This is a genomic window from Xanthomonas sp. WHRI 8932A, assembly GCF_035012785.1.
In the GTDB taxonomy this organism is placed as follows: domain Bacteria; phylum Pseudomonadota; class Gammaproteobacteria; order Xanthomonadales; family Xanthomonadaceae; genus Xanthomonas.
In genome coordinates this window covers 218,400-242,639 of the sequence record NZ_JAYGQQ010000008.1, presented here as the reverse complement: position 1 = coordinate 242,639, position 24,240 = coordinate 218,400, and the positions used below count along the sequence as shown (strand labels likewise).

The window sequence follows — 24,240 nt, the reverse complement described above, 5'->3', positions numbered from 1 at the left end:
CGCTGCCATGAAGTATTTCTCGCTGGTGTGGGCGCAATTGTTTCGCAGCAAGACACGAACCTTGCTGACGCTGTTGTCGGTGGTGGCTGCGTTCTTATTGTTCGGCATGCTGGATTCGGTGCGTGTGGCGTTTACCTCCGGCGGCAGCGTCAGCGGGGTGAATCGCCTGGTGGTGGCCTCGCGCCTGTCGATCACCCAATCGCTGCCGATCCGCCTGGAAGCGCAGGTGCGCGGCGTGCCGGGCGTGCGCGATGTGACCTCGGCCATGTGGTTCGGCGGCATCTATCGCGACCCGAAGAATTTCTTTCCCAACTTCTCGGTGGCGCCGAACTTTTTCGACGTCTACAGCGAATACGCGCTTCCCAAGGACCAACTCAAGGCCTTCCAGACCACGCGCACCGGGGCGGTGGTCGGCGAAACCCTGGCCAAGCAATTCGGCTGGAAGATCGGCGACACCATCCCGCTGCAAGCCACCATCTTTCCGCGCGGCGGCAGCAACGATTGGCCGTTGCAGCTGGTCGGCATCTATCGGATGAAGGATCGCACCGTGGCGGCCAATCAGGAACGCCAGTTGATGATGAACTGGAAATACTTCGACGAATCCAACGACTACATCAAGAATCAGGTGAGCTGGTTGACGGTGACCCTGAGCAACCCCGACCAGGCCTCGCGCGTGGCGCAGGCCATCGATGCGCTGTCGGCCAACTCCGATCACGAAACCAAGTCGCAAACCGAATCGGCGTTTCAGCAGGCCTTCGTCAAGCAGTTCGCCGATATCGGGCTGATCGTCACCTCGATCATGGCCGCAGTGTTTTTCACCTTGCTGCTGCTGACCGGCAACACCATGGCGCAGGCGGTACGCGAGCGTATTCCGGAGCTGGCCACGCTCAAGACGCTGGGCTTTCAGGACCGCACGGTGCTGAGCCTGGTGATGATCGAATCGGTGTTGTTGATCGGCCTGGGCGGGTTGATCGGCATGGGCTTGGCGGAATTGGTCATCCCGGCGGTATCCGCGCGCAGCGGCGGGCTGATGCCGACCCAGACCGTGCCGTTGCAGACCTGGCTGGTGGCGTTCGGCTTGATGGCCGGCATCGGCATCGTGGTGGGTGTGCTGCCGGCGTTACGCGCGCAGCGCTTGAAGATCGTCGATGCCCTCGCCGGCCGCTGACAGGAGCATGCACATGCAACGCAAATGGAAAGATCGTGGCGTCACCTTGTTGTCCGTGGTGCTGCTGGCAGTCGGCCTGGGGCTATGGATTGCGCTGCCGTGGATGTGGTTGCTACCGATCGCGGTGCTGCTGGCGCTGTGGTTGGTGGTCACGCGCAGCGGCCGCCTGTCGCTGGCCGCCGCACGCATCGGCATCGCCAGCTTGCCGCAACGCTGGGGCTCCACCTCGGTGATCGTGGTCGGTATTGCCGGCGTGGTCGGCGTGCTGGTGGCGATGCTGGCGATGGGCCAGGGCTTCCAGGCCACGCTCAACAGCACCGGCGACGACACCACCGCCATTGTCTTGCGTGGCGGCTCGCAGGCGGAGACCAACTCGGTGATCACCCGCGATCTGGTGCCGCTGATCGGCAGCCTGCCGGGGATCGCCACCGATGCCAACGGGCGCCCGATGGTATCGCCGGAGTTGTCGCAAGTGGTCAACATCGCTTCGCGCTCCGATGGCACCGACGTCAATGCGCAATTGCGTGGCGTGGGCGAGCAGGCCTGGGGCGTGCATGACAAGGTCAAGATCGTGCAGGGCCGCCGCTTCACCACCGGCCTGCGCGAAATGGTGGTCGGCAAAGGTGCGTTGAATCAGTTCCGCGGCCTGGAGCTGGGCAAGACGCTGACCCTGGGCAGCCAGCAATGGACGGTGGTGGGCGTGTTCGCCTCTGGCGATGCGCACGATTCTGAGATGTGGACCGATGCGCAGACGCTGGCTACCACCTACAACCGCCGCGCGTACCAGTCGATCACCGTGCGCACCGCTGGCAAGGCCGGCTTCGATCAGTTCAAGACGGCCATGGCAGCCGACCCGCGGCTCAAGCTGGATGTGGAAACCACCCGCGCGTATTACGGCAAGCAAGGCGGCGGATTGAACCGCCTGATCAGCATCCTGGGCACGGTGATCGGCGCGATCATGGCGGTGGGCGCGGTGTTCGGTGCGCTCAACACCATGTATGCGGCGGTGGCCACGCGCGCGCGCGAGATCGCCACGATGCGGGCGATCGGGTTTCGTGGCACGCCGGTGATCATGGCGCTGATGCTGGAAACCATGCTGCTGGCACTGCTGGGTGGGCTGCTCGGCGGGTTGATCGCCTGGGCGGTGTTTAACGGCTACACCGTCTCCACGCTGGGCAACAACTTCAGCCAGGTGGTGTTCCAGTTCAAGGTGTCGCCGGAGCTGCTGTGGAGCGGGTTGAAGTGGGCGCTGGGCATTGGCCTGGTCGGCGGACTATTCCCGGCATTGCGCGCGGCGCGCTTGCCGATCACCACCGCACTGCGCGAGGTGTAGGCACTCCGTTGGAGTGCCGGGATTTGGGAGTGGGAGTGGGGATTGGTCACGGCGAAGGCGCGATGCCGGTGGCGGCGGCATCGTGGCGTCTCCGGTTTCAGGTGGTCGTTGGACCGCCTGGGGTTGGGCGTCGGGATTTGAAGTCGCCGCCTCCGTCGCCGCAGCGCTGCCTGCAGTAACTGAATGCATTGCAGGCTGTCATCGTTTTGTCACCGCAGTGCGGTAGATGCGCAGGCCGGGCAGGCCGTAGCCTGCTCGGCCGTTTGATCCAACGATATGCCGCTATGACGCGCCTGTTTCTGCTGGCCTGCGCCTGCCTGTGGCTGGCCGGCTGTTCTTCGTCCTCCACCTCGCTCAGCGAGCGCCTGGTCGCGCCCGGTGGTGTGTCGCCGTTGCTGGACGAAGAACGCATCGCCGCCACCATCGCCACGGTGCCCAACCGCAGCGGCCATGTGGTCACGCGCGATGCGGTGCCGATCTTCTGGCGTGCGATCGATCCAGGCCAATACGCCATGCACTACCGCTACCTGGGCCAGCGCAACGACCCGGCGCATGCGCTGGATGTGGACTTCAGCTTCAGCGTGCCCCGCGTGCCGCCACCGACGCCACGCGGCACCGTGGTATTGCTGCACGGCTGGATGATGGATGGCGATTCGCTGCTGCCGTGGTCGCTGGAATTGGCACAGGCCGGCTATCGGGTGATCACCATCGATCTGCGCAACCACGGCCATTCCGGCGGTGGGCCATCGGGCTACGGCACGCGCGAGTCCGACGACGTGATCGATGTCATCAACGCACTGCAGCCGCGCGGCGAAATCCACGGGCCGCTGTATCTGTTCGGTATTTCCTATGGTGCGGCCACCGCGCTGTTCACCGCCGACAAACTCGGCCCGCGCGTGGCCGGCGTGGTGGCGATGGAATCCTTCGCCAATGCCGGGCGCGGCATCCGCGACATGGTGCCGCACCTGCTCACCAGCCAGCCCAGCGGCTGGCGCGGGCACGCGGTGGCAGCGTACGCACGCTGGCGCTATGCCGACCAGAATCTCGATGCGGTGATCGCCGCCGCCGACAGCCAGCTCAAGCTGGATCTGGACCACGTCGATGTGGCGCAGGCGCTAGCCGACACGCGCAGCTGCGTGTTGTTGCTGCATGGCGATGCCGATCAGCACATTCCGGTGGCGCATGGCCGCGCCCTGGCGCTGGCCAGCACGCGTGCACATTACGTCGAGTTGCGCGGCGAAAATCATCTGAGCCTGCCGCTGCGGCTGGACCTGCTGGGCGCACCGATCGACCACTGGCTGGCGCAGGTTCAACAGAGCCCCGGCCACTGCCCCGCTCCGCAGGCACTGCCGGCCTCCACGCTGGCGGTTGCGTTGCCGGTGCCGGTGCCGAGTAGCTGATCGAGCAATCGCTGCGTCCTTCGCACAGGACGCAGCCGGCACGCGCTCAGCGCACCGCCACCGGCTGCCGTGCGCGCAGCACGCTGTCGCCGACAAACAGCAGCAAGCCGACCCAGATCGCAGCGAATCCAATCGCACGCCCCTGATCGAACGGCTCATGGAAGAACCACACGCCCAGCAACAGCTGCAGGCTCGGCCCGATGTATTGCAGGATGCCCACCAGCGACAGCGGGATCCGCCGCACGCCATACGCAAACCCGATCAGCGGCACCGCCGTGACCACGCCACCGAAGATCAGCAGCAGATCGGTGCGCAGATCCCAGCCGCTCAGGAACGCGCCGCCATGGCCCTGCTCGCCCCAACCCGCCAGCAGCAGCGCCGGCACGAACAGATACACGCTTTCCACGCCCAGGCCGGCGACCGCATCCACCGCCACCAGCTTGCGTAGCAGCCCATACATACCGAACGACACCGCCAGCCCCAGCGCAATCCACGGCGGCGCACCGGCATCGATGGTCAACCACAGCACACCGATTGCGGCGCACACCACGGCCAGCCACTGGATGCCGCGCAGGCGCTCTTTCAGCACCAGCACGCCCAGCAACACGCTAAGCAATGGATTGATGAAGTAGCCCAGGCTGGCTTCGATCACATGCCCGGCGTTGATCGCCCAGATATACAGGCCCCAATTGAACGCGATCGCCACGCTGCTGCCAGCCAGCATCCACAACGCGCGCGGCTGCGCGGCAATCGTGCGCCACCAACGCAGGCCCGAGGTCGCCACCAGCCACGCCACCACCAGCACCGTGCTCCACACGATACGGTGCGCAATGATCTGCAGCGATGGCACCGCCTTGAGCAGATGCCAATACAGCGGCACCAGACCCCAGATCACGAAGGCCGAGGCGGTGATCAACAGACCGCGCCGCGCGTCCTCCGCCGGCACCGGCACAGGCGTACTCATCGCCGTGCCCTGGCCAGGGTGACCACCAGCACGCCACCCAGAATCACCGCCATCGCGCCGATATCGTGCGCGGTGAATTGCTCATGCCCCAGCCACGCCCCCAGCGCCACCGCAATCACCGGATTGACGTAGGCATAGCTGCCGGCCAGCGCCGGGCGGACGTGATGCAGCAGCCACACGTACGCAGTGAACGCCACGATCGAGCCGAACACGCATAGGTACGCCACCGCCAATAGTCCCTGCGACGTCGGCCAGGCCTGCGGGCGCTCGCCGATCAGCAGGCCGGTGCTCACCAGCAGCACACCGCCGCACAGCATCTGCCCGGCAGCGGTCATGAAGGGCGATGGCAGATCGCGTCCACGCGACCACACCGAGCCGAATGCCCAGCCGATGGGCGCGATCAGCAACAACACCAATCCCCCCGGCGTTGCGGTGAGACTGCTGCCGGCGTTGAGCCACACCACGCCCAAAAATCCGATCACGATGCCCAGCCATTCGCCACGACTGGCATGCTGCCCGCGCAACGCGCCGAACAACGCCATCCACAGCGGCACCGACGCCACCGACGTGGCCGCCAAGCCCGAAGACACGCTGCGCTCTGCCAGCACCACCATGCCGTTACCCAGCAGCAACAAGGCCGCGCCCATCAAGCCCACGTTCTTCCATTGCGCACGCGTCGGTGCCGCTACACCGCGCCAACGCAGCACGCTGTAGAGCACGCTGCCGGCGATGATGAAGCGCGCGCCGGACACCATCGTCAGCGGCTGCGCGCCGCCTTCCAGCGCAAACCGGATCGCCAGATAGGTCGAGCCCCAGACCACGTAGACTAGCAGCAACGCGAGAGCGACCAACCCGCTGCGCGCAGGCGCGGCAGCGTCGTGAGAGGAAGACATCGGAACAGGGCCAAGTGCAGCGGAAGCGTTCATTCTAGAGCACCTACCCAAGCCCAAAAACGGCTGACGGCACCTGGCAGCCACGTATCAAGCGCGTGGACGGCGTGCACCAACACCACTGCACGCGCGGCATGTTGTTAGTGCGCCACGGCTGCGTCTGTCTGGCCGCAACCTAAGAACGGCTGCATGCGGGTATGGACGGCGCACAGGAACTGGCGCCTATCTGACACATGCCGATGCCGAGCACCGGCCGCGCGCGTCTGCTGGTCGCGCAGTCGCAGTGCGGGGCGCTCCGAGGCGTTACATGCACGCCCTTCGCCGCCTTGCGCGCTATGGTGCAACTCACCCCATCATTGCGGAGCGCAGATGCAGCGTCGCCTTCCCTGGCTGGCCATGGCCGCCCTGACCTTTCTCTCCACCACCGCAGCGGCACGCACACTCGAGCCGTGGGAACTCAGCGGACGCAAATTGATCGAGGCGGGGCTGGATGGCTCGCTGGCGCCTGAGATCAACGCGCCGAACCAGCCCGAACTCAAGGTCATGGTCTCGGCCAGCCGCGCCGGCGCCTACGTGCTTGGCGTGGCCAGCACCAGCTATCGCACGCAATGGTGCATGCCGGCGGGCAAGGCCGGCCCGCCGGATCTGCTGCCGATCATCGCCGATATCACCGCGCTGCCCGATGCGCGCCTGGACGAAGCCGCTCCCGGCCTGATCATCGAAGCGCTGCGCAAGCGCTATCCCTGCGGCAAACCCAAAAAATAAAACTGCAGCCGACGCTCCGCGCTTTAGAGCGGCTAACAAAACGTAGCGAGCAGTCGTCAGGTGGGTGTGGACGGCGCGGAGGAACCGGAGTGTACGGGTGGTACATGCCGATTCCGAGCACCGGCCGCGCCCGCCTGGCGGCTGCACAGTAGTTTTGTTAGCTGCTCTTAGCGGTTGGATGCGCTGCGCACGGCCATCGCCAGCGATGCAACGCCCGGCCCGGTAACACCGCAGCGGGCGTTTGACCCGTCAGGCCTTACTTGCGCGCGGCATCGCTCTTGGCGCGGATCGCCTTGAACTCCGAGCCATCCTGCCAGCTCGGCCACTGCCGGCCATTGGCCAGCGCCACGCCTACGTCGTAGACCAGCGTGGTATCGGCGGCATGGCCTGTGGCATCCCATTGCGGAGTCCAGCGGTCGCAGGGCTGGTGATAGCAGTCGGCGAAGTATGTATCGCGCAATGCCTTGCCCGCCTTGACGCCGCCTTTGAGCATGTCCAGACCCGGGCCTGCGGTGATCGCCGGCACGCCCATGCGCGCAAAGGCGAAATGGTCGGCGCGGTAAAAGAAGCCCGCTTCCAGATTCGGGTCCGGCGAATAGCTGCGATCGCGCGCTTTGGCGGCCTGTTCCAGATCGCCTTCCAGCGACACGCGGCCACGGCCCCACGAGGCGATATCGCGCGTCGGGCCGTCGGGGCTGAACATCTCCATGTTGAGCACCGCCACGGTCTTGTCCAACGGCGCCAGCGGATGCGCCGCGTAATAGTTGGCACCGAGCAAGCCCTTTTCTTCGGCGGTCAATGCAATGAAGTACAGCGTGCGCTGCGGCTTGGGGCCGGCGGCGAACACGCGCGCCAGTTCCAGCACGCTGGCCACGCCGGTGGCGTTGTCCACTGCACCGCGTCGCACCGTATCGCCGCTGGCATCGGCCTTGCCGATCCCGAACGCATCCCAGTGCGCGGAGAAAATCACCGTCTCGTCCGGATGCTGGGTGCCGGTGAGCTTGGCCACCACGTTATGCGTGACCACGCGTTCGCGCTTGAGCTTGAAGTCCACCGACAACGTGGCATCGCCCAGCGCCATCGGTGCGAAGTCGCGCTGCTGCGCACGCTGCTTGGCCTGTTCGAAATCCAGCCCGGCCTGCGTGAACAACGACGCTGCCAAGCTGCGCTGCATCCAGCCACGCACCGGCACGTGCTGCGCCCGCGCATCGGCATCGCTGCGTTCGATATCGAACAGCGGCGACAGGCCCGAGCTCTGCACCGTGGCCCAGCCATACGCGGCCGGCGCGGTCTCGTGCACGATCAACACACCGGCGGCGCCGCGGCGCGCGGCTTCTTCGTACTTGTAGGTCCAGCGGCCGTAGTAGGTGACCGCCTTGCCGTCGAACGCGCCTGGCTGTGCGGTGTCGAAGTCGGCATCGTTGATCAGCACCACCGCGATCTTGCCGCGCAGGTCCACGCCTTTGTAATCGTCCCACTGCCGCTCCGGCGCGCTGATGCCGTAGCCGACGAACACCAACGGCGCATTCTTCAACGCCACCTTGTCGATCGGCCGCAGGCTCTGCAAGGTCACATCGGTGCCGTTGACCAAGGCCTGCGTCTTACCGCCCACCCGCAGCGTAGCGCTGACCGGGCCCTCCACCTGCGCGCGCACCAGCGGCACGGCCTGGGTCCAACCGCCCTGCTCGCCACCCGGCTGCACGCCGGCGGCCTTGAACTGCTCGACCAGGTAATCGACGGTGCGCTGCTCGCCCGCGCTCGCCGGCGCACGGCCTTCGAATTCATCCGATGCCAGCAAGCGCACGTGCCGCGACAACGCCTCCGCATCGATGCCGCCACCGGGCAGATCGTTGGCGGCCTGCGCCACACCTCCCACAAACAGGCAGGCGGACAACAACAGGATGCGCATCGGATTCACGGCGTGGCCTTGCAACAGATAGATGACACACAGTTTACAAGCGTGCGGCCAACACCGGAGCGCAACGACTCGAGACTGCATTCAATTGCATGGACTGCGTGCCTGGCTAAGGGCGGCTAAAAACACGTCGCGAGCAGTCGTCAGGTGGGTGTGGACGGCGCGGAGGAACCGGAGTGGACGCGTGGCACATGCCGCACCGAGCAGCGGCCGCGCCCGCCGGGGGGTGAGCACAGTCGGTTTGTTAGCCGCTCTAAAGCGCGGGAGGCGCTATTTCAGTGAAGCTAGAACGCAGATAGCGTCATCGAGAATGTCTCATTTCGCAAAACGCCGATGAAACAGATCACACACAACATCTTTCCTACGGTGTGGATGCATCGCGGGCAGAGCGGTCGATCTGCGGCTTGGATGCAGGGCCCTTGCTTGCCCCGCCCACCATCGCGGAACACGCCGCAAGTCCGTCCTTGTAAGGCGCTTACGCGGCATCCATACCGCGTCGTAAGGTCCAGCGACGATCGGCAGGCAAAGGCCAGTCGGGAATGTCGGTATGCAGGGTGCAAGCAATGCACGATGCATGTTGTTCGGATCACCGTGGTTTCGGTGAGCCTTCCAACACAAGCAGAGCAACCAACAAGCTTTCAAGAAAGCAACCGACTTACTTTCTGGTGCGGTGTCCTCACCGCTTGCGGGACCGTGTGGCGGCATGGATGCCGCCACCGAGCCTCCACGGACGGATTCACGGCGTGTCCCGCAAGCGGCGAGGGCATCGCGCCCTCGACCAGCTCGGCTTGGAACATTCAACCGACACTGACGCTCAAGACCTAGGTCAGCGTCAGAGCTAATCGCATGGTTCGACAGCATCCACGCCGCAATTGATGCAGCGTTCTAGAGATTTTGTCAGCCGCTCCAAGCGCGCTAACTGATCCGCGTTGCGCGATCCAGCCAACACGCCAGGCCCTGCGCGTTGAGTTCGATATCGGTGGCCAGCAGCTGCGCCACCGCCGCATCGTCCAGGCGGCAGCCGTGCAGGCGGGCGCGCTCCAGATACAGTTCGGTCAACCCCGCCACCATGCAGCGATGGCGGTCCGTATGCTGTGCGCAGCTCAGTGCGATGGCGGTCATCGCATGGATCTGCTCGATCAGCGCCTGCGCCAATGGCTCCGGCGAAGTGACCCGCCCGTAATGGGTCAGATACATCGCCTGCGGCGCGGTCTCCATCAGCCGCGCGATCGACTGCAGCATCGCCTCCGGCTCGAATTGCACCGGCGAAGAGGTCGGCAGGATGAAAGCGCCCTGCGCGCTATCGAGCTGGCGATACGACAGCCCGAAAGTGTCGCCGGTGAACCAGCTGCGACTGCGCGCATCCCACACGCATAGATGATGGCGCGCGTGTCCCGGCGTATCGATCGTGCGCAGCGCGCGTTCGCCCAGCAGCACCGCTTGGCCATCGACCGCGTGCACTACGCGCTCGGCCGGCACCGGCACGATCTCGCCGTAACTGCGCGCCATTTCCGCCTCGCCATACACCGCGGTAGCACCGGCAATCAGCCGTGCCGGGTCGATCAGATGCGGCGCACCGCGCGGATGCACCAGTACGCGCGCATTGGGCAGATGCTGCAGCAAGGCACCGGCACCGCCGGCGTGATCCAGGTGCACATGGGTCAGGATCAACCATTCCACCTGTGCCGGCGTCAGCCCGGCGGCTTGCACTGCCGCCAGCAGATGCGGCACCGACAGGGAGGTCCCGCAATCGACCAGCGCCCCGCGTTGCCCCTCGACAATCAGATACGCCGCGTCGAACTGCACGCCGCCAAAGCCGGTATCGATGGTGTGGATGCTGGGATCGTTCAATGCTGTCATTCCTATTCCGTGGCGATAAGCAACTGACAAGACGACTGTGCGGCCGTTGTTCGGTGCGGCATGTACCACGCGTACGCTCCGATCACTGCGCGGCGTCCACACCCACCTGACAACCGCTCGCTACGTTTTGTTAGCTGCCTTAAAAGAAGACTGCCGCAGTGTAGGCGCAGGCAGTGCGTGCGCGGTGTGCCGGTAGTTCCAGGCAACGATGCATTAGCACGATGGCTTCAAGCACTACGCAAGCGTCTTGTTGAATCTCGGCATTGCACCTGCGATGCAATCCCCACGCGCGCAAGGCAGTTGCCGCACCTCGCGCACCCGCATCGATCACGCCTCGCGCAGCACCCGCATTGCCGCAAGGATCGCATCGGCTTGGACCTGTGCATGCACGCCCGGCAGCTGCAGATCGCCGGCCTGCTCGGCCTGTTTCAGCCGTGCGATCAACTGGCCTGCATCGCGTGGCGAGGCAAAGCCGTCGCTCTGCAGCAGCAGTGCACCGGCACTATCGGTTAGCTTGAAATAGAACTGGCCATCGTTCTCGCGGTACTGCTTGAACACCGGCAAGGCGATTTTTTCGCCTGCCTGCGCGGCCGCAGGACCCGCCTGATCGGATAGATCGCGCAGACCCACCGCAGTGCGCAGCTCGGCCAGCAGTGGCGTGGCGTAGCGCGCACGCAGGCGTGCACCGCCGGCGCGCAGAATCGCTTCGATCTTTGCCGGATCGGCCATCAGCGTCTCGTAACGCGTGCGCAGCGGTGCGATCTCCTGATCGATCCGCTCGAACAACTGCTGCTTGGCGTCGCCCCAGCCGATGCCATCGGCAAATGCCTGCGCAAAGGCGGCGGTTTCCTGCGGCGTGGCAAACGCCTGATACAGCTGAAACAGCGCCGACCCCTGCGTGTCCTTGGCCTCGCCCGGCGCACGCGAATCGGTCAGGATCGAGAACACCAGCTTGCGCAGTTCCTCGCGCGGGGCGAACAACGGAATCGTATTGCCGTAGCTCTTGCTCATCTTGCGGCCGTCCAGGCCCGGCAAGGTGGACACCTGCTCGTCGATCACCGCATCGGGCAAGGTGAAAAAGTCGCGTCCATACACATGATTGAAGCGCTGCGCAAAATCGCGCGCCATTTCGATGTGCTGGATCTGATCGCGCCCCACCGGCACCTTGTGCGCGTTGAAGATCAAAATGTCCGCCGCCATCAGCACCGGGTACATGAACAATCCGGCGCTCACGCCGGCATCGTCGTCTTCGCCGTCGGCGCGATTCTTGTCCACCGCCGCCTTGTAGGCATGCGCGCGATTGAGGATGCCCTTGCCGGCGACACAGGTGAGCAACCACATCAACTCGGTGGTCTCGGGCACATCCGATTGGCGGTAGAACCAGACCTTGTCCGGGTCCAGGCCGCAGGCCAGCCAGCTGGCGGCGATTTCCAGCGTGGAGCGCTGGGTGCGCGCCGGGTCCTGCGCCTTGATCAGGCTGTGCAGGTCGGCCAGGAAATAGAAGCTCTCCGCATCGTCGCCGGCGCTGGCCTGGATGGCCGGGCGGATCGCGCCGACGTAATTGCCAAGGTGCGGGGTGCCGGAAGTGGTGATGCCGGTGAGAACGCGAGTGGTCATCTGCGTAATGCCAGGGAGTCAGCGCGCAAGTTTAACGGTTCCGCGTGCTGCTCATCGCCTCAGCCCCGGCTGCGCGCCTGCCAGACGCAAAACGGGCCGCACACGGCGGCCCGAGAGAATGCAGCGTCGCCCACCATCGCGGGGGCGACGCGGTGTGCAGATCAGGTGTCGTCGCGCACGGACTTTTCGAACGCGCGCACTTCGGTCTGGGCGCGGTCGCGATCCCAGCCGTAGCGTTCCTGCAGCTTGCCCTGCAGGTATTCGGCGTTACCTTCGGCAACCTTGAAATCGTCGTCGGTCAGATCACCCCACTTCGCCTGCATCTTGCCTTTGAGCTGGGTCCACTTGCCGGAAATGATGTCAGTGTTCATTGCGTTGACTCCGCTTGATGCGGCCGCGATTGACCGTGCTGACAGGTTGCCGAGCGATGCGTTTGTTGCGCATCAAGAGGTGTCAATCCGGCAATCACCGTACTGAACGGGCGACCACATGCGCTGACGTGTATCTGCGCATGCGCGCGCAGCACTGCAGCGGCGCGATCCACGTGCGCTGAATGTGCAGTCAATGCGGCACAAAAAAACGGGCCTTGCGGCCCGTTTTTTATTGCATGCGGCGTCAGATCACTTACGCGCTGCGTCTTCCACTTTCTCGCCAGCGCCCTGCACGTCCTTGCCGGCACCTGCGACGGTGTTGCAACCCGACAACATCGCGACCGAGAACATCGACAGCACCAGCAGCACAATTGCACGCTTCATAACAGACTCCTTCGTGGGTAAAGCGGCGCGTTGCCGCAGATCAATCAAATCAAACAAACGCCACCCAGCGGTGACGGATCAGCACTTACCGTCGCTGCATTTCTCGGCGGTCTTTTCGACCTTGCCGCCCGCGCCCTGCATATCTTTGCCGGCGCCGGCCATGGTGTTGCAGCCAGTCATCACGCCGGCCGAGAACAGGCCCAGCACCATCAGTGTCAGCAGTCGCTTCATTGCTCTTCCTCGGTCTGCGCCCGGTGCCAACGCACCTCGCTTGGCGTCAAATCTGACTGCGCGGACGTGGATTTGATGTGAACGAGGGCCAGCCTCGTTCAGCGCTGGATCAATCTCGCATCAGCGTCGACTTGCCGAACAGGCTTTCGACCAGATCCACCGCCAGCTCGGCGGTGGCATTGCGGTTGTCCAGCACCGGATTGAGCTCGACGATATCCAGCGAGCCCATGCGCCCGGTGTCGGCAATCATCTCCATCACCAGCTGCGCCTCACGGTAGTTGGGGCCACCCGGCACCGTGGTGCCCACGCCCGGCGCGATGCTGGGGTCGAGGAAGTCCACATCGAAGCTCACATGCAGGTGGGTGTCGGCGCTCATGCCCTGCAGCGCGGCTTCCATGGTGCGCTTCATCCCGGCTTCGTCGATGTAACGCATGTCGTAGACGTCGATGCGGTGCTGCTTGATCAGGCGCTTCTCCTCCGGGTCCACCGAGCGGATGCCGATCTGCCGTACCTGCTCGGGGAGCAGCGCCGGCGCGCTGCCGCCCAGATGCGTCAGCGCCTGCGGTCCCAACCCGCACAGGCAGGCCACCGGCATGCCATGCACGTTGCCCGACGGGGTCACCTCGCTGGTGTTGAAATCCGAATGCGCATCCAGCCATAGCACCCGCAACGGGCGCCCCTGTTCGCGGCAATACTTGGCCACCGCAGTGATCGAACCGATGCCCAGGCAGTGGTCGCCGCCCAGCATGATCGGCATGCGTCCGGCCTGCAGCTCGGCGTAGCTGGCATCCATCAGCGCCTGGTTCCAGGCGACGACTTCGTCCAGATGCCGGTAACCGGCCTGCGGCAGCTGCCACGGATTGCGCGGGCCATCCAGATTACCCAGATCGCGCACCTCCACGCCACGGCCGACCAAGGCCTCCTGCAACCCGGCGATGCGCAGCGCCTCCGGCCCCATCCGTGCGCCGCGGTGGCCGGCACCGATATCGGTGGGAACGCCAATCAGGGAAACCGGCACGTACTGCGTTGCCATGTGTTGCTCCAGCATCGATAAAGCCCTGCAGTCTAGTGGCGCGCCCGCGCAGTGACGCGCGGCAGCGCAGCACGGCATGCCGTTTGCATCTGTCTGCGGGCAAAACGAATGGGTTTAGATCTGCCTTGTCGCGCCGCTACAGTGACGTGCCACGACACTTTGTGGCCCGCTGGACTTTGCAGATTCTGCTTGTCTGACCGCCCAGTTAAGCGCCTGAGGCTGGTGTGACTGCGCACTAATACCTCGGTGGTATGGTGCGCCGGCCAGCGCAGGACACGCATCACGTACGCGCTCGGGCCATCAGCAACAGGGGAGTTTCATGCCGCATAACGCCGTCAACCAGGTCGTCAAGGCTGCCGTGGGCGAAGTCGCGCGGGCGTCGCATCAGTACGACCTGCACCGGATCGGGCGCGAATTCGCACAGACCATCGAACGCGAGCCGGGGATTCGGCTGTTGATGCTGTCCACCGCCGATGGCCGCGCCATTACCGAACAATCCAGCCTGGATGTGGATGGGCGCCGCTTGGCCGCGATGGCCAATTCGTTCCTGACCCTGGGCGAGACGCTGGCGCGCGAGTCGAGCCTGAGCGAGGCCGATTACGCGACCATCAGCACGCGTGGCGGGCAACTGGTGCTGATCCGCATCCGCGCCGACAAGCCGCTGACGCTGACCGCCGTGGGCGGCTCCGATATCAATGCCGCTGCGCTGCTGTTCAATGCGCGCGACTGCGCCGGGCGCCTGGCCACAGCCCTGGCGCAAGCGACCGGCTGATGCCATTGGCACTGTTCGTGCTTGGCATGAGCGCACCGATTTTTCTCACCGCTTGGAAGGGGACCACCGATGTCAAAACTCAATCTGGAACAATTGCATTCGCTCGCCGGTTTCGTTGGCGCCGCGCTGGTCGACAGCGATAGCGGCATGGCCCTGGGCATGACCGGCGGCACCGAGCTCAACCTGGAACTGGCCGCGGCCGGCAATACCGAAGTAGTGCGTGCCAAGCGCCGTATCGCCGAGCAGCTCGGCCTGCAAGACACCATCGAAGACATCCTGATCACGCTGTCGCGCCAGTACCACCTGCTGCGTCCGCTCGAGAGCAACGGCACGCTGTTTCTGTATGTCGTGCTGGACCGCGCCAAGGCCAATCTGGCCATGGCCCGCCACGAGCTCAAGGCGTTCGAAAAGACCCTGGATTTCAGTTGATGCCTGTCCGGCGGCGCACCCGCGTCGCCGACCCTGCCTACCGGTGCGTACCGGCAGGTGTTGTCGTTCTTCTGCGCCAAAACGGCGCCATCTCATGACCACACGCATTCACGCCATGCGGGTCGCCACGGCCGGCCTGGATCTGCTGCACACCACGCGCCTGAAACTGGCGTGCTCGCTGCTGCTCGCCGAGCGTATCGACGTGCAGTTGGGCGAATGGCCGCAGCATGCGGCCGACGTGGTGGTGCTGGGCCTGGAAACGGCCGACGGCCTGGCCGCATGGCAGGCATTGCAAGGCCAGCCGGTGCGTGTCTTGGTCGTCTCGCGCACGCCTGTCGCTGGCGCCTGGCTCAAGCACGGCGCCACCGTGCGCGAACTCAACGAGCAGATGCGTCTGCTGTTGTCTTCGCCACATACCGCCCAGGTGGCCGAACCGGCGCTGCTGTTGCGCCATTGCCGCGGCGAACTCGGCGCAAGCCCGGTGCTGCTGCGCACTGCGCACCTGCTGGTGCGCGTGGACCCATCCAGTCGCTGCCTGCACCTGCCGGCCGGCGTGTCGCTATCGGAGCTCGTTGCCGCATTGGATCGCCCCGGCTGGCAGCGCGTGACCGGCGATGCCGATGCCGCTCTGACGCAGCGCCTCTCGTTCGAAGCGCTGTATTTCGCCCTGCCCGAGCACCTGCGCCCCGCGCTGCCGGCGGTGGAAGCCAGCCGTGCGTTGCAGCTACGGCAGTGGCCGGAGCTGAGCGCCGACACCAGTTCGCCTGCGCAGCTGCTCGCCATTGCCCACCTACATGCGCGCCCGTGGCGCCCGCAGGCGCTGGCCAATGCTTGCAAGCTGCCGCTGCAGACGGTGGAATGCCTGTTCGCCGCCGCACTTGCCAGCGGCCTTGCCCAGACTGCGGAGATCCCCGTGCCTTCAACGCCGCGTCGCCCGGACAGCAGTAACTCCCGGTTTTTCTCCTGGGTCGCACGTCGGTTTGGCCTCTCTCTTTCTCAGGCGCAGTCATGAGTCTTCCAGCCAACAAACTGGTGTTCGTTGGCGGCATGGGCGCCGGCAAGACCACCGCGGTGCGCGCCATCTCCGACGTGGAGCCGGTCAGCACCGAAATGCCGCTCAGCCAGGATGCCTACGGCGACAAGACCTACACCACGGTCGCGCTGGACTACAGCTCCATCGAGCTGGAAGACGGCGAATTGCTGCACGTCTACGGCGTGCCCGGCCAGAAATATCTGGATTTCATGTGGCCGCTGGTCTGCGACGGCGCACTGGGCGTGATCGTGCTGAGCAATGCGCGCGACCCGCAGGTGCTGGAGGCGACCCTGGCGTTGCTGCGTGAGTTTTCGCAGATCGCACCGGACGCCAGCCTGGCCGTGGGCATCACCATGACCGACGAGGTCGAAGACTTTCTGCTGCCGCCATTCCGCGATGCGCTGGTGGCCGAAGGCTTCCGCATTCCGGTCATGCGCGTGGATGCGCGCTCGGCCACCCAGATCACCTTTTTGGTGAAATCGCTGCTGTCTTATCGCTATACCTCGGCAAGCTGATCGCCCGGGCGCGGTACGTGTACGGCGGCGGGAAAAACGCCAAAAAATAAACAAGGAATCCGGTCACGACGAGCCTAAGAGGGCGTCACGCGGGGGATGCCGCCTCTAGGGTGGCGGCGACGCGTCCTTCTTCCTTGAAGCCAGAAACGCGACTCAGTTGTACTACAAATGAGCGCTGTGTCTGACTTGTTCAGTATGCCCAGCGGACAGAAGCGGTGACATCAGGACATTCCTGACATCGCGCAAGACATACCCGTGATACTGAATCGGCAATAGCGGCAGCGCCAGATAACGCGGCGACCGGGGAACCTGTGAACAACCCGCGGTATCACGCGTGAACCGCACTGTTGGCGCAGATGCAGTGATCGCCGCTGCACACAGCCAAAGACTGACGTCTTGCGGCGATTGCCGCGATTGCCGGCGCGCGGGAGCGCTGTCCAGACCCTCGCTGATACGTCCGCTCGGCATCAGATGCACCATCGATGATGTTCGAGGGCGGGTTGTGTTCGAACGCTTGGTGCTTGTGCATGGCAGATGGCGGGACGCGCATGCATGGCCCAACTTGCCCAGCAAGCGTGGCGCGATGACGTGCCGGCGCGGCGCCGCCATCGTCGCCGTCCTGCGCAACCTGCTCATGTGGGATGAAGGTCGTCGCCTGCGTTCACGCCATGCCATTGCGTGACCCAGCGCCCCGCAGCAATGCAGGGCGAACGCCCTGCAAGATCGCCAGCGACGGATCCATTGCCGCGATCGGATAAAGTAGTGCGATGACAATCGAACTGAAGCCCGGCGGCTTGCTGATCGCGATCGAAGGTATCGACGGCGCCGGCAAGACCACCCTCGCCCGCAGCCTGGCCAACGCACTGGAAGCGGCCGGCGCCCGCGTCGTGCTGAGCAAGGAGCCGACCAATGGCCCCTGGGGCACCCAGCTGCGTCAGTCCGCCGCCACCGGCCGCCTGAGCGCGGACGAAGAAGCCGAGCTGCTGATCCGCGACCGCCACGAACATGTGGACACCCTGATCGCCCCCGCATTGGCGCGCGGCGACATCGTGATCCTGGACCGCTACTTTCCGTCGATGGTCGCCTACCAGGGCGCGGCCGGCCTGCCGCTGGACGATCTGCTGGAACGCAATGCCTTCGCACCGCGCCCGGACGTACTGCTGCTGCTCGACCTGCCGCCACCCACCGGTCTGGCCCGCATCCGCGCCCGCGGCGACGCACCCAACCACTTCGAAACCCAGGACAACCTGGAACGCTGCCGTGCCATCTTCGCCGCGCTGCAATTGCCGGGTAAACACGTCGTGGACGCCAGCGCCGATGCAGACAGCGTGTTGCGGCACACCCATGCCATTGTCGTGGCAGCCCTGGCCGAACGCTTGAGCGACGCCGCCGCACAGTCCGACGCCGGCAAGGCCGTGCTGGAATTGCTTTCGGCTGGTCGCCCGGCCTGACCTGCCAAGCGTCCTGTCGCGCCCGCGCAGCCAGCAATACCGCTGCGCGATGCAGATTTTCGAGCTGCGAGCTACGCGCGACTTACCCGCACACGGGAGCTCGGCCCGCTTGCTGAGGAGCGCGGTTGCGCTGAGGGCACGGCCAGCCAGGTGTCCCGACGAAGCCGCTGCCGCATCAGACGCGTCGCGCCATCACGCCCCGATGGCGGAGATGGCAGCGGGTCACCGCTCTTTGCGCAGTCGCATGCAGGCGGTCGCTATCGCTCGGCAACCCGATACCGCCGCCGAAATTCCGACGGCGTACAACTCACTTCCCGCCTGAAAAACTTGTTGAAGTTGGTCGCTTCGTCGAAGCCTAGTTCCTCGGCGATTGCGGCAACCGGCAGGGATGTGTGCACCAGCAGGCGCTTGGCTTCCAGATTGATCCGTGCGGCAATGAAGGTCTTTGCGGTGGTGCCCATCGCCGCTTGCACTGCGCGCGCCAGGCTTTTTTCCGTGCACCCAAGTCGATCGGCGTAGTCGGCAACCTGATGCCACTGGGCAAAATAGTCTTCGACAAGCTGCTGGAACCGGTGGAAGCGGCGCAGCGCCGCAGACACCGCAACATCGCGCACGTGGGTACGGCCATGCAGAATGCTGAGCCGCGTCAGCAACGCATGCAGCTGATGACGCAACAGGGCGTGCACGTCTTCTTGCGGCGCCTCCATCTGCGTGTCCTGGCGCATCTGCACGATCACATCGGTCAGCCGCTTCAAGTCATCGCGACCGAGGTGCACGTGATCCGGCAGTTTGCCCAGATCGAAGGCGAGCTTCAGATCGCCCGGCGTTGTTGCTGCCGGCAGCACGAACTCCTGGCGGAAAATCACGTTCCAACCATCCCAGTCGTCCTTGATGCCATAGCTGTGCGCCTGGCCGGGCCGCACGATCACTAGCGAACCTGGCTCGCAGGCGATCGCCTTGAAGTCGATCAGCTGGGTGCACACGCCCTGGGTCACGCACAACAAGGTGTGGAATCCGTAACGGTGCGTCGCCTGCACTTCTTCCGGGGTTGCACGGGTTCGCAGATCGGCAACCGTGAAGACTTCTAGGTCGAGACCATAGGGGCCCTGCGGGTGATAGGCCAGCGGCAGGATCTGCGACCTCGCCTGCGCCTTCGCAGAACGAGTGCGCCCGGGACTGGTCATCGACCCGCACCAGTTGAAAGATGTCCGGAAATGATCATTAGCCGTCCACTTTGGACCGCTCGCGTCGGCGAATCAAGTCCAATAATCACTCCCACAGCACGCCCCCTACTTTCCTGAGAAGACAGACGATGCAGACCGATATCGAACAGATCACCCAGGCCATTCTGGCCGTGGACAACGGCATCAACGAACGCTGGAACAAGGGCGACGTCGATGGCGCACTGGAGGTCTACAGCGACGACGTGTCGTATTTCGACCCCCTGACCGCGCTGCGTCTGGACGGTCATGCGGCGGTGGAGGCCTACTTTCGCAAAGTGTTCGAGGGCAAGCTCAAGATCCTGCGCAACGACTACATCCAGCCGGTGGTAATGGTCAGCGATAACCGCGACATGGCTGTGTTGCACTACAACCTGCAGAACATCCTCGGCGACGGCCAGGGCGGTGAGAAGCCGGGTACTCCCTGGAATTCGACACAGGTCTTCCGCTACATCGAAGGACGCTGGCGCGTCGTGCACGTCAATTGGTCGATCACGTTACATCCCGGCGCCCAGCAAAGCCTGATGTCCTGACCTATCACCGCTGACCGCACCGCGCTTCACTCCCACTAAAGATCGGCCAACCAGGCACCCGCGCCTGCAGGCCTTACACGCTGACATTTCAACCAACCAAGGAAAACACCATGAACAACATCGACATTGCCAAGTCCTACATCACCTCGGTCCAGACCGGCGACCACGCAACGCTGGGCAGCCTCATTTCGCCCGACGTGATCTGGCACCAGCCCGGCAACCATCAGTTCTCCGGCACCCACCGCGGCATGGCAGTCGTCGGGCCGATGCTGGGCAAGATGATGGAGGTCTCCAACGGCACCTTCGCCATCAGCCGTGCCGATGACTACATGGCCAGCGGCGACTGGGTGGCCATCACGCTGGAATTTTCCGGCCAGGCCAACGGCGTCACGCTCAAGCAGGCCGGCGTGGATCTGCTGCGCATCGAAGACGGCAAGATCGTCGAAGTCCGGTTGTTCTCGGCCGATCAAGTTCAGGAAGACGCATTCTGGGGAAGCTGATCGCCAAGCCCGGCAGCGGGCGGGCCTTTCCGGGATACAGCGGAAAGGCCTTCATGGTGCCGGCACCCGGATTCGAACTCCCTTGTCCTGCAATGGTTTCCGGGCAGTCCAGGGAATTTCTGCTAAGTCACCGCCCGCGATCCGGGCCGTGTGGCTACCCAGAATCCAGGCACTCCTGGCGGTCGCCGTCAGCGATCTCAGCTTTGCTACGCGTCAGAGCGATCGGCTACGCGCGCGGCAATCCACTCGTCAATCTCAGACTCCAGCCAGGCGACCAACGTGTCCAGCGGCACCGGCCTGGGGAATGTGCCCTTCTTGATTCGGTCGTAGATGGTGGTCTGGGACATGCCTACCCGGTCCTTGACCTGCGCAATGCGCAATAGGCGAGGCCTTCCATCAGATACAGGCGGCACGTATTGCTGACGCTCAATGGACGACAGTGAAGCCGACAGACTTGGCTGGATCTGGGCCACGATTTTCGCCGCAACGGCTTCACCGATCAGATCAATCAATCCTGCGAACTGCTCGTACGGCAGGCCAGGTCGCGAGGGGCTGCTTTGTCTATGGTGATAGCTCATGACCCGAGACTAAAGAACGCTGTCGCAGGGGATGCGATTACGAGACGACTGCGCGATTTCAATTCACTTGCCCGCAGAGCAGATGCAGATTGTGTTCTGTGCTGTAATCGGCCTCAACTGGATAGAGGCGACAAGTAGTGTCGAAACTGTGCCTATCCCGGGATGAGGTGAAAGAGCTTTGCCGCAGTCCGCAAAGGGCGCCTCAGGCATGTTTCCTGCGCCGGAACGTGATCCGGCATTACCTTGATGCGCATGGATGGCCTGTCGCCCTGCGATCTGCAGTTGAGCAATCCGCCCTCCGTCCTCCGGCTATACAAGTCTGGACGCCCAATAAGGGCTAGGGCAGGAACCACCGAAGGCAGCCTTGAACAGCACTGCGTAACAAACATTGCCGGAGCGGAGGGGGCTTAAATGAACGACACACCCAGTGAGGTGCCTTGGGAACTTCGAACCATCAATGCGGAGGCGGTCGGGCAATTGCTAAGAATGGCACCCAGGACGGTGCTTGAGCGCGTCGCTTGCCGGCCTGACTTCTCGGTTCGCCTAACAATGCGTCAGACAACTTGGGTTGCGGGAGAAGTGTCGGCGTGGCGGGACCGTAATCGCGTAGGACTTCCGAAGGGAAGAAGAAGATGACTCCAAGCCAATATCGGCTCAGCAACTACCCCCTCACAACTTGATTCTCTGGAATGTAGGTGGAGATGCCCCGCCCATAAGCCTTCCAGCTTTCATCCGCTGCCTTCAGCACCCGGGATTGTCGCTTTGTAAGATAAGTCGGCGCCGCTCCGACCATCTCCTTTGGCTGAACGTGAGGTTCGCACCCGGGGTGGTATCGATTGCGGGGACCTGCTTTTTTTCTACAGAGAGGATCGCCCGGCACCGTGTCGTAAATGTAGCCGTCGTACTCCAACCACATGTGGGTTGGCGTGACGTCGTCATTCGAATCAAACACACCATAGACAATGCATTGCTTGTTGTGCTTCGCAGGAGGACTTCTCTGCAACGTCAGAAAAAAAGCAACCTTCTCATCGAACGATTTTTTCTTTGCTGAAGAAGTAAGTGAAAGTCTCGTACCCAGGGTTGCAATGCTGTTGTTGAACGCACTAGATATTGCTTCGTCCTCCCAACCATCAATTGCCCATACGCGACAGCTGCATGAATTGATGAACTTATCACCTTCAACTTCGCTCATTACAGCACTCATGTCGCCTCCGATAATGTTTTCGCAATAGAAATAGCAAAAGCTACGGGGCATACCCGACAATTCGTCTCAAAGTAAAAATTTAGAAATCGTGTTGCATCAAAGTTGCAGAAAGCAGACGAAGCTGTCTTGCGCTTAAGTCGATCATTGAGCTTACATGCCGCACACCTGGGTTGTACCGACTTCAGTTTTCGAAGCATTTTTAACGCATACTGCCGCAAAGTACATAGGATCTACTGTGTAGATATATGGCGAGTTACCACTTCAAAAATAATGGCAGGGACTACTCGGCCCTAACTACAAAAGTCCAAGAGATTGGGTCGCCTTGGTGGTGTTATTTAGATGAAACATAGCTCATCGGCCACATTGACAATGTCGCCACAATTCACGACGTCTTGAAACGCTATATCGAGGGAAAGTAGTCACGGGCCATAACAACAGGGAAATCCAATTATCCAGCGCGCTGCTCAGCTGCAGCGCGCCGGATTTCCTCAGTACCAGATGTAGCCTAGAACGTAGTTATTGATTGCACCCACCTTGTCCCAGCCTTCGCAGGTCGGGTCAACGCTATCGAAGTGGTCATCCCATGCCGGATAGTCACAGCGGTAGAGCGGCGTGGTGCCCTCAAGCTGCGTATTGGCAACCCAGCCCAAGATGTACTGATAGGTATTTTTCCCCTGACCTTCGCAATTAGGGTCCGTCGAGCTGAAATGCTCGGCCTTATCCGTCTTTGTTCCGAGCACAAAGCAACTGTAAACCGCATGCGAGCCAGCGAACGGAACGAAGCTCGCGTAACCCATTATGCCCTCGACCTTCCAGCGCTTCACATTGCCGCCCGTCGGAAGTTCGTGACTGGTGATGCGGTCCCGCTCTTGCGGCCAAATGAGGCGATACATCGAGATCAGCTGCACATCCGGAGGTACCGCAAGCGCGGCTGCAGATGTGCGGGTGTCGAGCTTCAGACTCTCATACTGTCGCGGAATTTCCGGCACGAGTTGCTCACCGGCGTGTGCCGCACCAATGAAAGCTCCCGACAGCGCCATCGCTGCAAACGCAATTTTCTTCAACACCACTGCACGCTCCTTGTAATCCGAAGAATTTTCGGAGGCGAGAGTATGTCGCAGCGGTTGGGCCCTAAAGCTTAGGTCTAAACCTCACAGTTCCGTCAGGGAATACCCACATGCGGCTGAGTCCGGCAACGATCTATCAAAGTGAGTGCCGGCTCGACGCTACTCAAGCGCCACGCGGTGTGAGCAGCCATCTTGGCACCGCAACCGGCAGAGTTAGATTGGCAGCGATATGGGATTTCACATGTCGGGCTGTGCCACGCCAAAGTATCGGGGAAGCCTTACCGGTCGAAGAAATAACCCACGAGCTCGACGACCACGTTGCCGGCGGCCAACGATACGACGCCGCCGAGCAGGCCAGTGGTCGAAGCGAGCATAGTCATGGACTGATCGCTGTCCAAGCGCAGCCGGAACGTGAGGTTATTGTTTGGTGCCACGTTGATCGGCCGATTGGTGCGGGATAGCGTGCCCATCGCCGGCCGGCCGATGTAGGCCGTGAGGTTGGACAGGTTGCTGACCTTGAGCTCCACCACCGATGCCGTCGGAGGAATGAATAGCGTGAGGTTGATCGTCTGCTGCGCAGGCGTAGCCAGCAGCGTGATCGCCGGGTTTAGCGCCATCGGCGGCGTCTGGAACGAGGTGGTCGAGTAGTCGAGCAAGATGTAGTTGCGGCATGTACCGACATTTACGTGCCGGCCTCCGCGCAACTTGCCGACCGCCACCGCGATCCAGCACGCGTCGCAACTTCCGCCTCATAGCGTTTCATGGCTTCATCGAAAGTCTTGTCGGGCAGTTTTGTGCCACGCGCAGTTCGGTCTCGCGCTCCAATGCCCATTGAGCAGCCTCCTAACGCGCTGCCTTCTTGGTCGAGTCACGCACGCCGTCGATGTAGACCTGCACGCGGCACTTATTGCCTGTTCGTTGGATGCTGGCCATGACCGCATCGTATGGGGAATTTCTGGGGAGTGGTAGTGACGAACCGTTGTGATACCGGGCGCCCAAGTTTTACA

At 63.3% G+C, this 24,240-nt stretch carries 26 protein-coding genes and 3 other RNA genes; 13 read left to right on the top strand and 16 right to left on the bottom strand.

The window, feature by feature from the left end:
* The first annotated feature begins 7 nt into the window (after nt 1-7).
* From VC212_RS14855 to VC212_RS14845, 3 genes are all read left to right on the top strand, one after another.
* The gene (locus VC212_RS14855; RefSeq protein WP_323523363.1) at nt 8-1,168 is read left to right on the top strand and encodes an ABC transporter permease; all 1,161 of its coding nucleotides are present in this window, start codon (nt 8-10) and stop codon (nt 1,166-1,168) included.
* Nucleotides 1,169-1,175: 7 nt separating this feature from the next.
* A complete protein-coding gene (locus VC212_RS14850) occupies nt 1,176-2,501 on the top strand; it encodes an ABC transporter permease (protein WP_323518070.1) in 1,326 nt (441 codons plus the stop codon).
* A 284-nt stretch (nt 2,502-2,785) separates the two neighbouring features.
* On the top strand, nt 2,786-3,901 hold the full coding sequence (locus VC212_RS14845; protein WP_115559849.1) for an alpha/beta fold hydrolase: 1,116 nt from the start codon (nt 2,786-2,788) through the stop codon (nt 3,899-3,901).
* Between the two features lie 46 nt (nt 3,902-3,947).
* On the opposite strand, the gene rarD is transcribed toward VC212_RS14845, so the two are convergent.
* Together rarD and yedA are read right to left on the bottom strand one after the other, a co-directional pair.
* Entirely contained in the window at nt 3,948-4,865 is a 918-nt protein-coding gene (rarD, locus tag VC212_RS14840; RefSeq protein ID WP_115529393.1) for an EamA family transporter RarD, read from the bottom strand.
* Complete coding sequence (yedA, locus tag VC212_RS14835; RefSeq protein WP_323523360.1) at nt 4,862-5,758, bottom strand: drug/metabolite exporter YedA; 897 nt, start codon at nt 5,756-5,758, stop codon at nt 4,862-4,864. The genes rarD and yedA overlap by 4 nt, the downstream gene beginning before the upstream one ends.
* A gap of 366 nt (nt 5,759-6,124) precedes the next feature.
* Between yedA and VC212_RS14830 the strand changes: the two genes are divergently transcribed.
* On the top strand, nt 6,125-6,520 hold the full coding sequence (locus VC212_RS14830) for a Rap1a/Tai family immunity protein (RefSeq protein ID WP_323523359.1): 396 nt from the start codon (nt 6,125-6,127) through the stop codon (nt 6,518-6,520).
* 30 nt (nt 6,521-6,550) lie between these two features.
* Here VC212_RS14830 and VC212_RS14825 read toward each other — a convergent pair.
* The 4 genes from VC212_RS14825 to VC212_RS14810 form a co-directional block, all read right to left on the bottom strand.
* Nucleotides 6,551-6,626: non-coding RNA, sX9 sRNA (locus tag VC212_RS14825), on the bottom strand.
* A 150-nt stretch (nt 6,627-6,776) separates the two neighbouring features.
* Nucleotides 6,777-8,471, bottom strand: a complete 1,695-nt coding sequence (locus tag VC212_RS14820; RefSeq protein WP_323523389.1) for a M28 family metallopeptidase — start codon at nt 8,469-8,471, stop codon at nt 6,777-6,779.
* An 81-nt stretch (nt 8,472-8,552) separates the two neighbouring features.
* A non-coding RNA gene (locus tag VC212_RS14815) (sX9 sRNA) lies at nt 8,553-8,628 on the bottom strand.
* A gap of 722 nt (nt 8,629-9,350) precedes the next feature.
* On the bottom strand, nt 9,351-10,295 hold the full coding sequence (locus VC212_RS14810; protein WP_323526218.1) for an MBL fold metallo-hydrolase: 945 nt from the start codon (nt 10,293-10,295) through the stop codon (nt 9,351-9,353).
* A gap of 60 nt (nt 10,296-10,355) precedes the next feature.
* On the opposite strand from VC212_RS14810, the gene VC212_RS14805 reads away from it, so the two are divergent.
* Nucleotides 10,356-10,431, top strand: a non-coding RNA gene (locus VC212_RS14805) — sX9 sRNA.
* 191 nt (nt 10,432-10,622) lie between these two features.
* On the opposite strand, the gene VC212_RS14800 is transcribed toward VC212_RS14805, so the two are convergent.
* The 5 genes from VC212_RS14800 to rocF all read right to left on the bottom strand — a co-directional run bounded on the left by VC212_RS14800 (nt 10,623) and on the right by rocF (nt 13,931).
* Nucleotides 10,623-11,912: a tryptophan--tRNA ligase gene (locus VC212_RS14800; protein ID WP_323526217.1), complete on the bottom strand. Its 1,290-nt coding sequence runs from the start codon at nt 11,910-11,912 to the stop codon at nt 10,623-10,625.
* 161 nt (nt 11,913-12,073) lie between these two features.
* Nucleotides 12,074-12,283, bottom strand: a complete 210-nt coding sequence (locus tag VC212_RS14795) for a CsbD family protein (RefSeq protein ID WP_115514165.1) — start codon at nt 12,281-12,283, stop codon at nt 12,074-12,076.
* Between the two features lie 249 nt (nt 12,284-12,532).
* Nucleotides 12,533-12,667, bottom strand: coding sequence for an entericidin A/B family lipoprotein (locus VC212_RS14790; RefSeq protein ID WP_005989324.1), 135 nt, complete (start codon nt 12,665-12,667; stop codon nt 12,533-12,535).
* Between the two features lie 78 nt (nt 12,668-12,745).
* The gene (locus VC212_RS14785; RefSeq protein ID WP_055847227.1) at nt 12,746-12,898 is read right to left on the bottom strand and encodes an entericidin A/B family lipoprotein; all 153 of its coding nucleotides are present in this window, start codon (nt 12,896-12,898) and stop codon (nt 12,746-12,748) included.
* Nucleotides 12,899-13,007: 109 nt separating this feature from the next.
* The gene (gene rocF / locus VC212_RS14780) at nt 13,008-13,931 is read right to left on the bottom strand and encodes an arginase (protein WP_115555151.1); all 924 of its coding nucleotides are present in this window, start codon (nt 13,929-13,931) and stop codon (nt 13,008-13,010) included.
* Nucleotides 13,932-14,250: 319 nt separating this feature from the next.
* On the opposite strand from rocF, the gene VC212_RS14775 reads away from it, so the two are divergent.
* The 5 genes from VC212_RS14775 to tmk all read left to right on the top strand — a co-directional run bounded on the left by VC212_RS14775 (nt 14,251) and on the right by tmk (nt 18,131).
* Nucleotides 14,251-14,703 (top strand): roadblock/LC7 domain-containing protein, encoded by a 453-nt coding sequence (locus VC212_RS14775; RefSeq protein WP_323526216.1) that lies wholly within the window; start codon nt 14,251-14,253, stop codon nt 14,701-14,703.
* Between the two features lie 69 nt (nt 14,704-14,772).
* Entirely contained in the window at nt 14,773-15,132 is a 360-nt protein-coding gene (locus VC212_RS14770; RefSeq protein ID WP_055847222.1) for a hypothetical protein, read from the top strand.
* A 94-nt stretch (nt 15,133-15,226) separates the two neighbouring features.
* Complete coding sequence (locus VC212_RS14765; protein WP_323526215.1) at nt 15,227-16,144, top strand: hypothetical protein; 918 nt, start codon at nt 15,227-15,229, stop codon at nt 16,142-16,144.
* Nucleotides 16,141-16,680 carry a GTPase gene (locus tag VC212_RS14760; RefSeq protein ID WP_115563256.1) on the top strand — a complete coding sequence of 180 codons (540 nt, stop codon included), beginning with the start codon at nt 16,141-16,143 and terminating at the stop codon, nt 16,678-16,680. Before VC212_RS14765 ends, VC212_RS14760 begins: the two co-directional genes overlap by 4 nt.
* A gap of 767 nt (nt 16,681-17,447) precedes the next feature.
* On the top strand, nt 17,448-18,131 hold the full coding sequence (tmk, locus tag VC212_RS14755; protein ID WP_311240577.1) for a dTMP kinase: 684 nt from the start codon (nt 17,448-17,450) through the stop codon (nt 18,129-18,131).
* 257 nt (nt 18,132-18,388) lie between these two features.
* Here the strand turns inward: tmk and VC212_RS14750 are convergent, their stop codons facing one another.
* A complete protein-coding gene (locus tag VC212_RS14750; protein WP_311240578.1) occupies nt 18,389-19,315 on the bottom strand; it encodes a helix-turn-helix transcriptional regulator in 927 nt (308 codons plus the stop codon).
* A gap of 128 nt (nt 19,316-19,443) precedes the next feature.
* Between VC212_RS14750 and VC212_RS14745 the strand changes: the two genes are divergently transcribed.
* Nucleotides 19,444-19,884 (top strand): nuclear transport factor 2 family protein, encoded by a 441-nt coding sequence (locus VC212_RS14745; RefSeq protein WP_323526214.1) that lies wholly within the window; start codon nt 19,444-19,446, stop codon nt 19,882-19,884.
* 110 nt (nt 19,885-19,994) lie between these two features.
* Nucleotides 19,995-20,384: a nuclear transport factor 2 family protein gene (locus VC212_RS14740; protein WP_115514171.1), complete on the top strand. Its 390-nt coding sequence runs from the start codon at nt 19,995-19,997 to the stop codon at nt 20,382-20,384.
* Between the two features lie 206 nt (nt 20,385-20,590).
* On the opposite strand, the gene VC212_RS14735 is transcribed toward VC212_RS14740, so the two are convergent.
* Nucleotides 20,591-20,896, bottom strand: a complete 306-nt coding sequence (locus VC212_RS14735; RefSeq protein WP_323526213.1) for an AlpA family transcriptional regulator — start codon at nt 20,894-20,896, stop codon at nt 20,591-20,593.
* 203 nt (nt 20,897-21,099) lie between these two features.
* On the opposite strand from VC212_RS14735, the gene VC212_RS14730 reads away from it, so the two are divergent.
* Nucleotides 21,100-21,303 carry a DUF4224 domain-containing protein gene (locus VC212_RS14730; protein WP_236699216.1) on the top strand — a complete coding sequence of 68 codons (204 nt, stop codon included), beginning with the start codon at nt 21,100-21,102 and terminating at the stop codon, nt 21,301-21,303.
* A gap of 320 nt (nt 21,304-21,623) precedes the next feature.
* Here VC212_RS14730 and VC212_RS14725 read toward each other — a convergent pair whose 3' ends face one another.
* The 3 genes from VC212_RS14725 to VC212_RS14715 all read right to left on the bottom strand — a co-directional run bounded on the left by VC212_RS14725 (nt 21,624) and on the right by VC212_RS14715 (nt 23,889).
* Nucleotides 21,624-22,154, bottom strand: coding sequence for a hypothetical protein (locus VC212_RS14725; protein WP_323526212.1), 531 nt, complete (start codon nt 22,152-22,154; stop codon nt 21,624-21,626).
* A gap of 500 nt (nt 22,155-22,654) precedes the next feature.
* Entirely contained in the window at nt 22,655-23,233 is a 579-nt protein-coding gene (locus tag VC212_RS14720) for a hypothetical protein (protein WP_153066598.1), read from the bottom strand.
* 278 nt (nt 23,234-23,511) lie between these two features.
* Nucleotides 23,512-23,889 (bottom strand): hypothetical protein, encoded by a 378-nt coding sequence (locus VC212_RS14715; RefSeq protein ID WP_323526211.1) that lies wholly within the window; start codon nt 23,887-23,889, stop codon nt 23,512-23,514.
* Between the last annotated feature and the right edge of the window lie 351 nt (nt 23,890-24,240).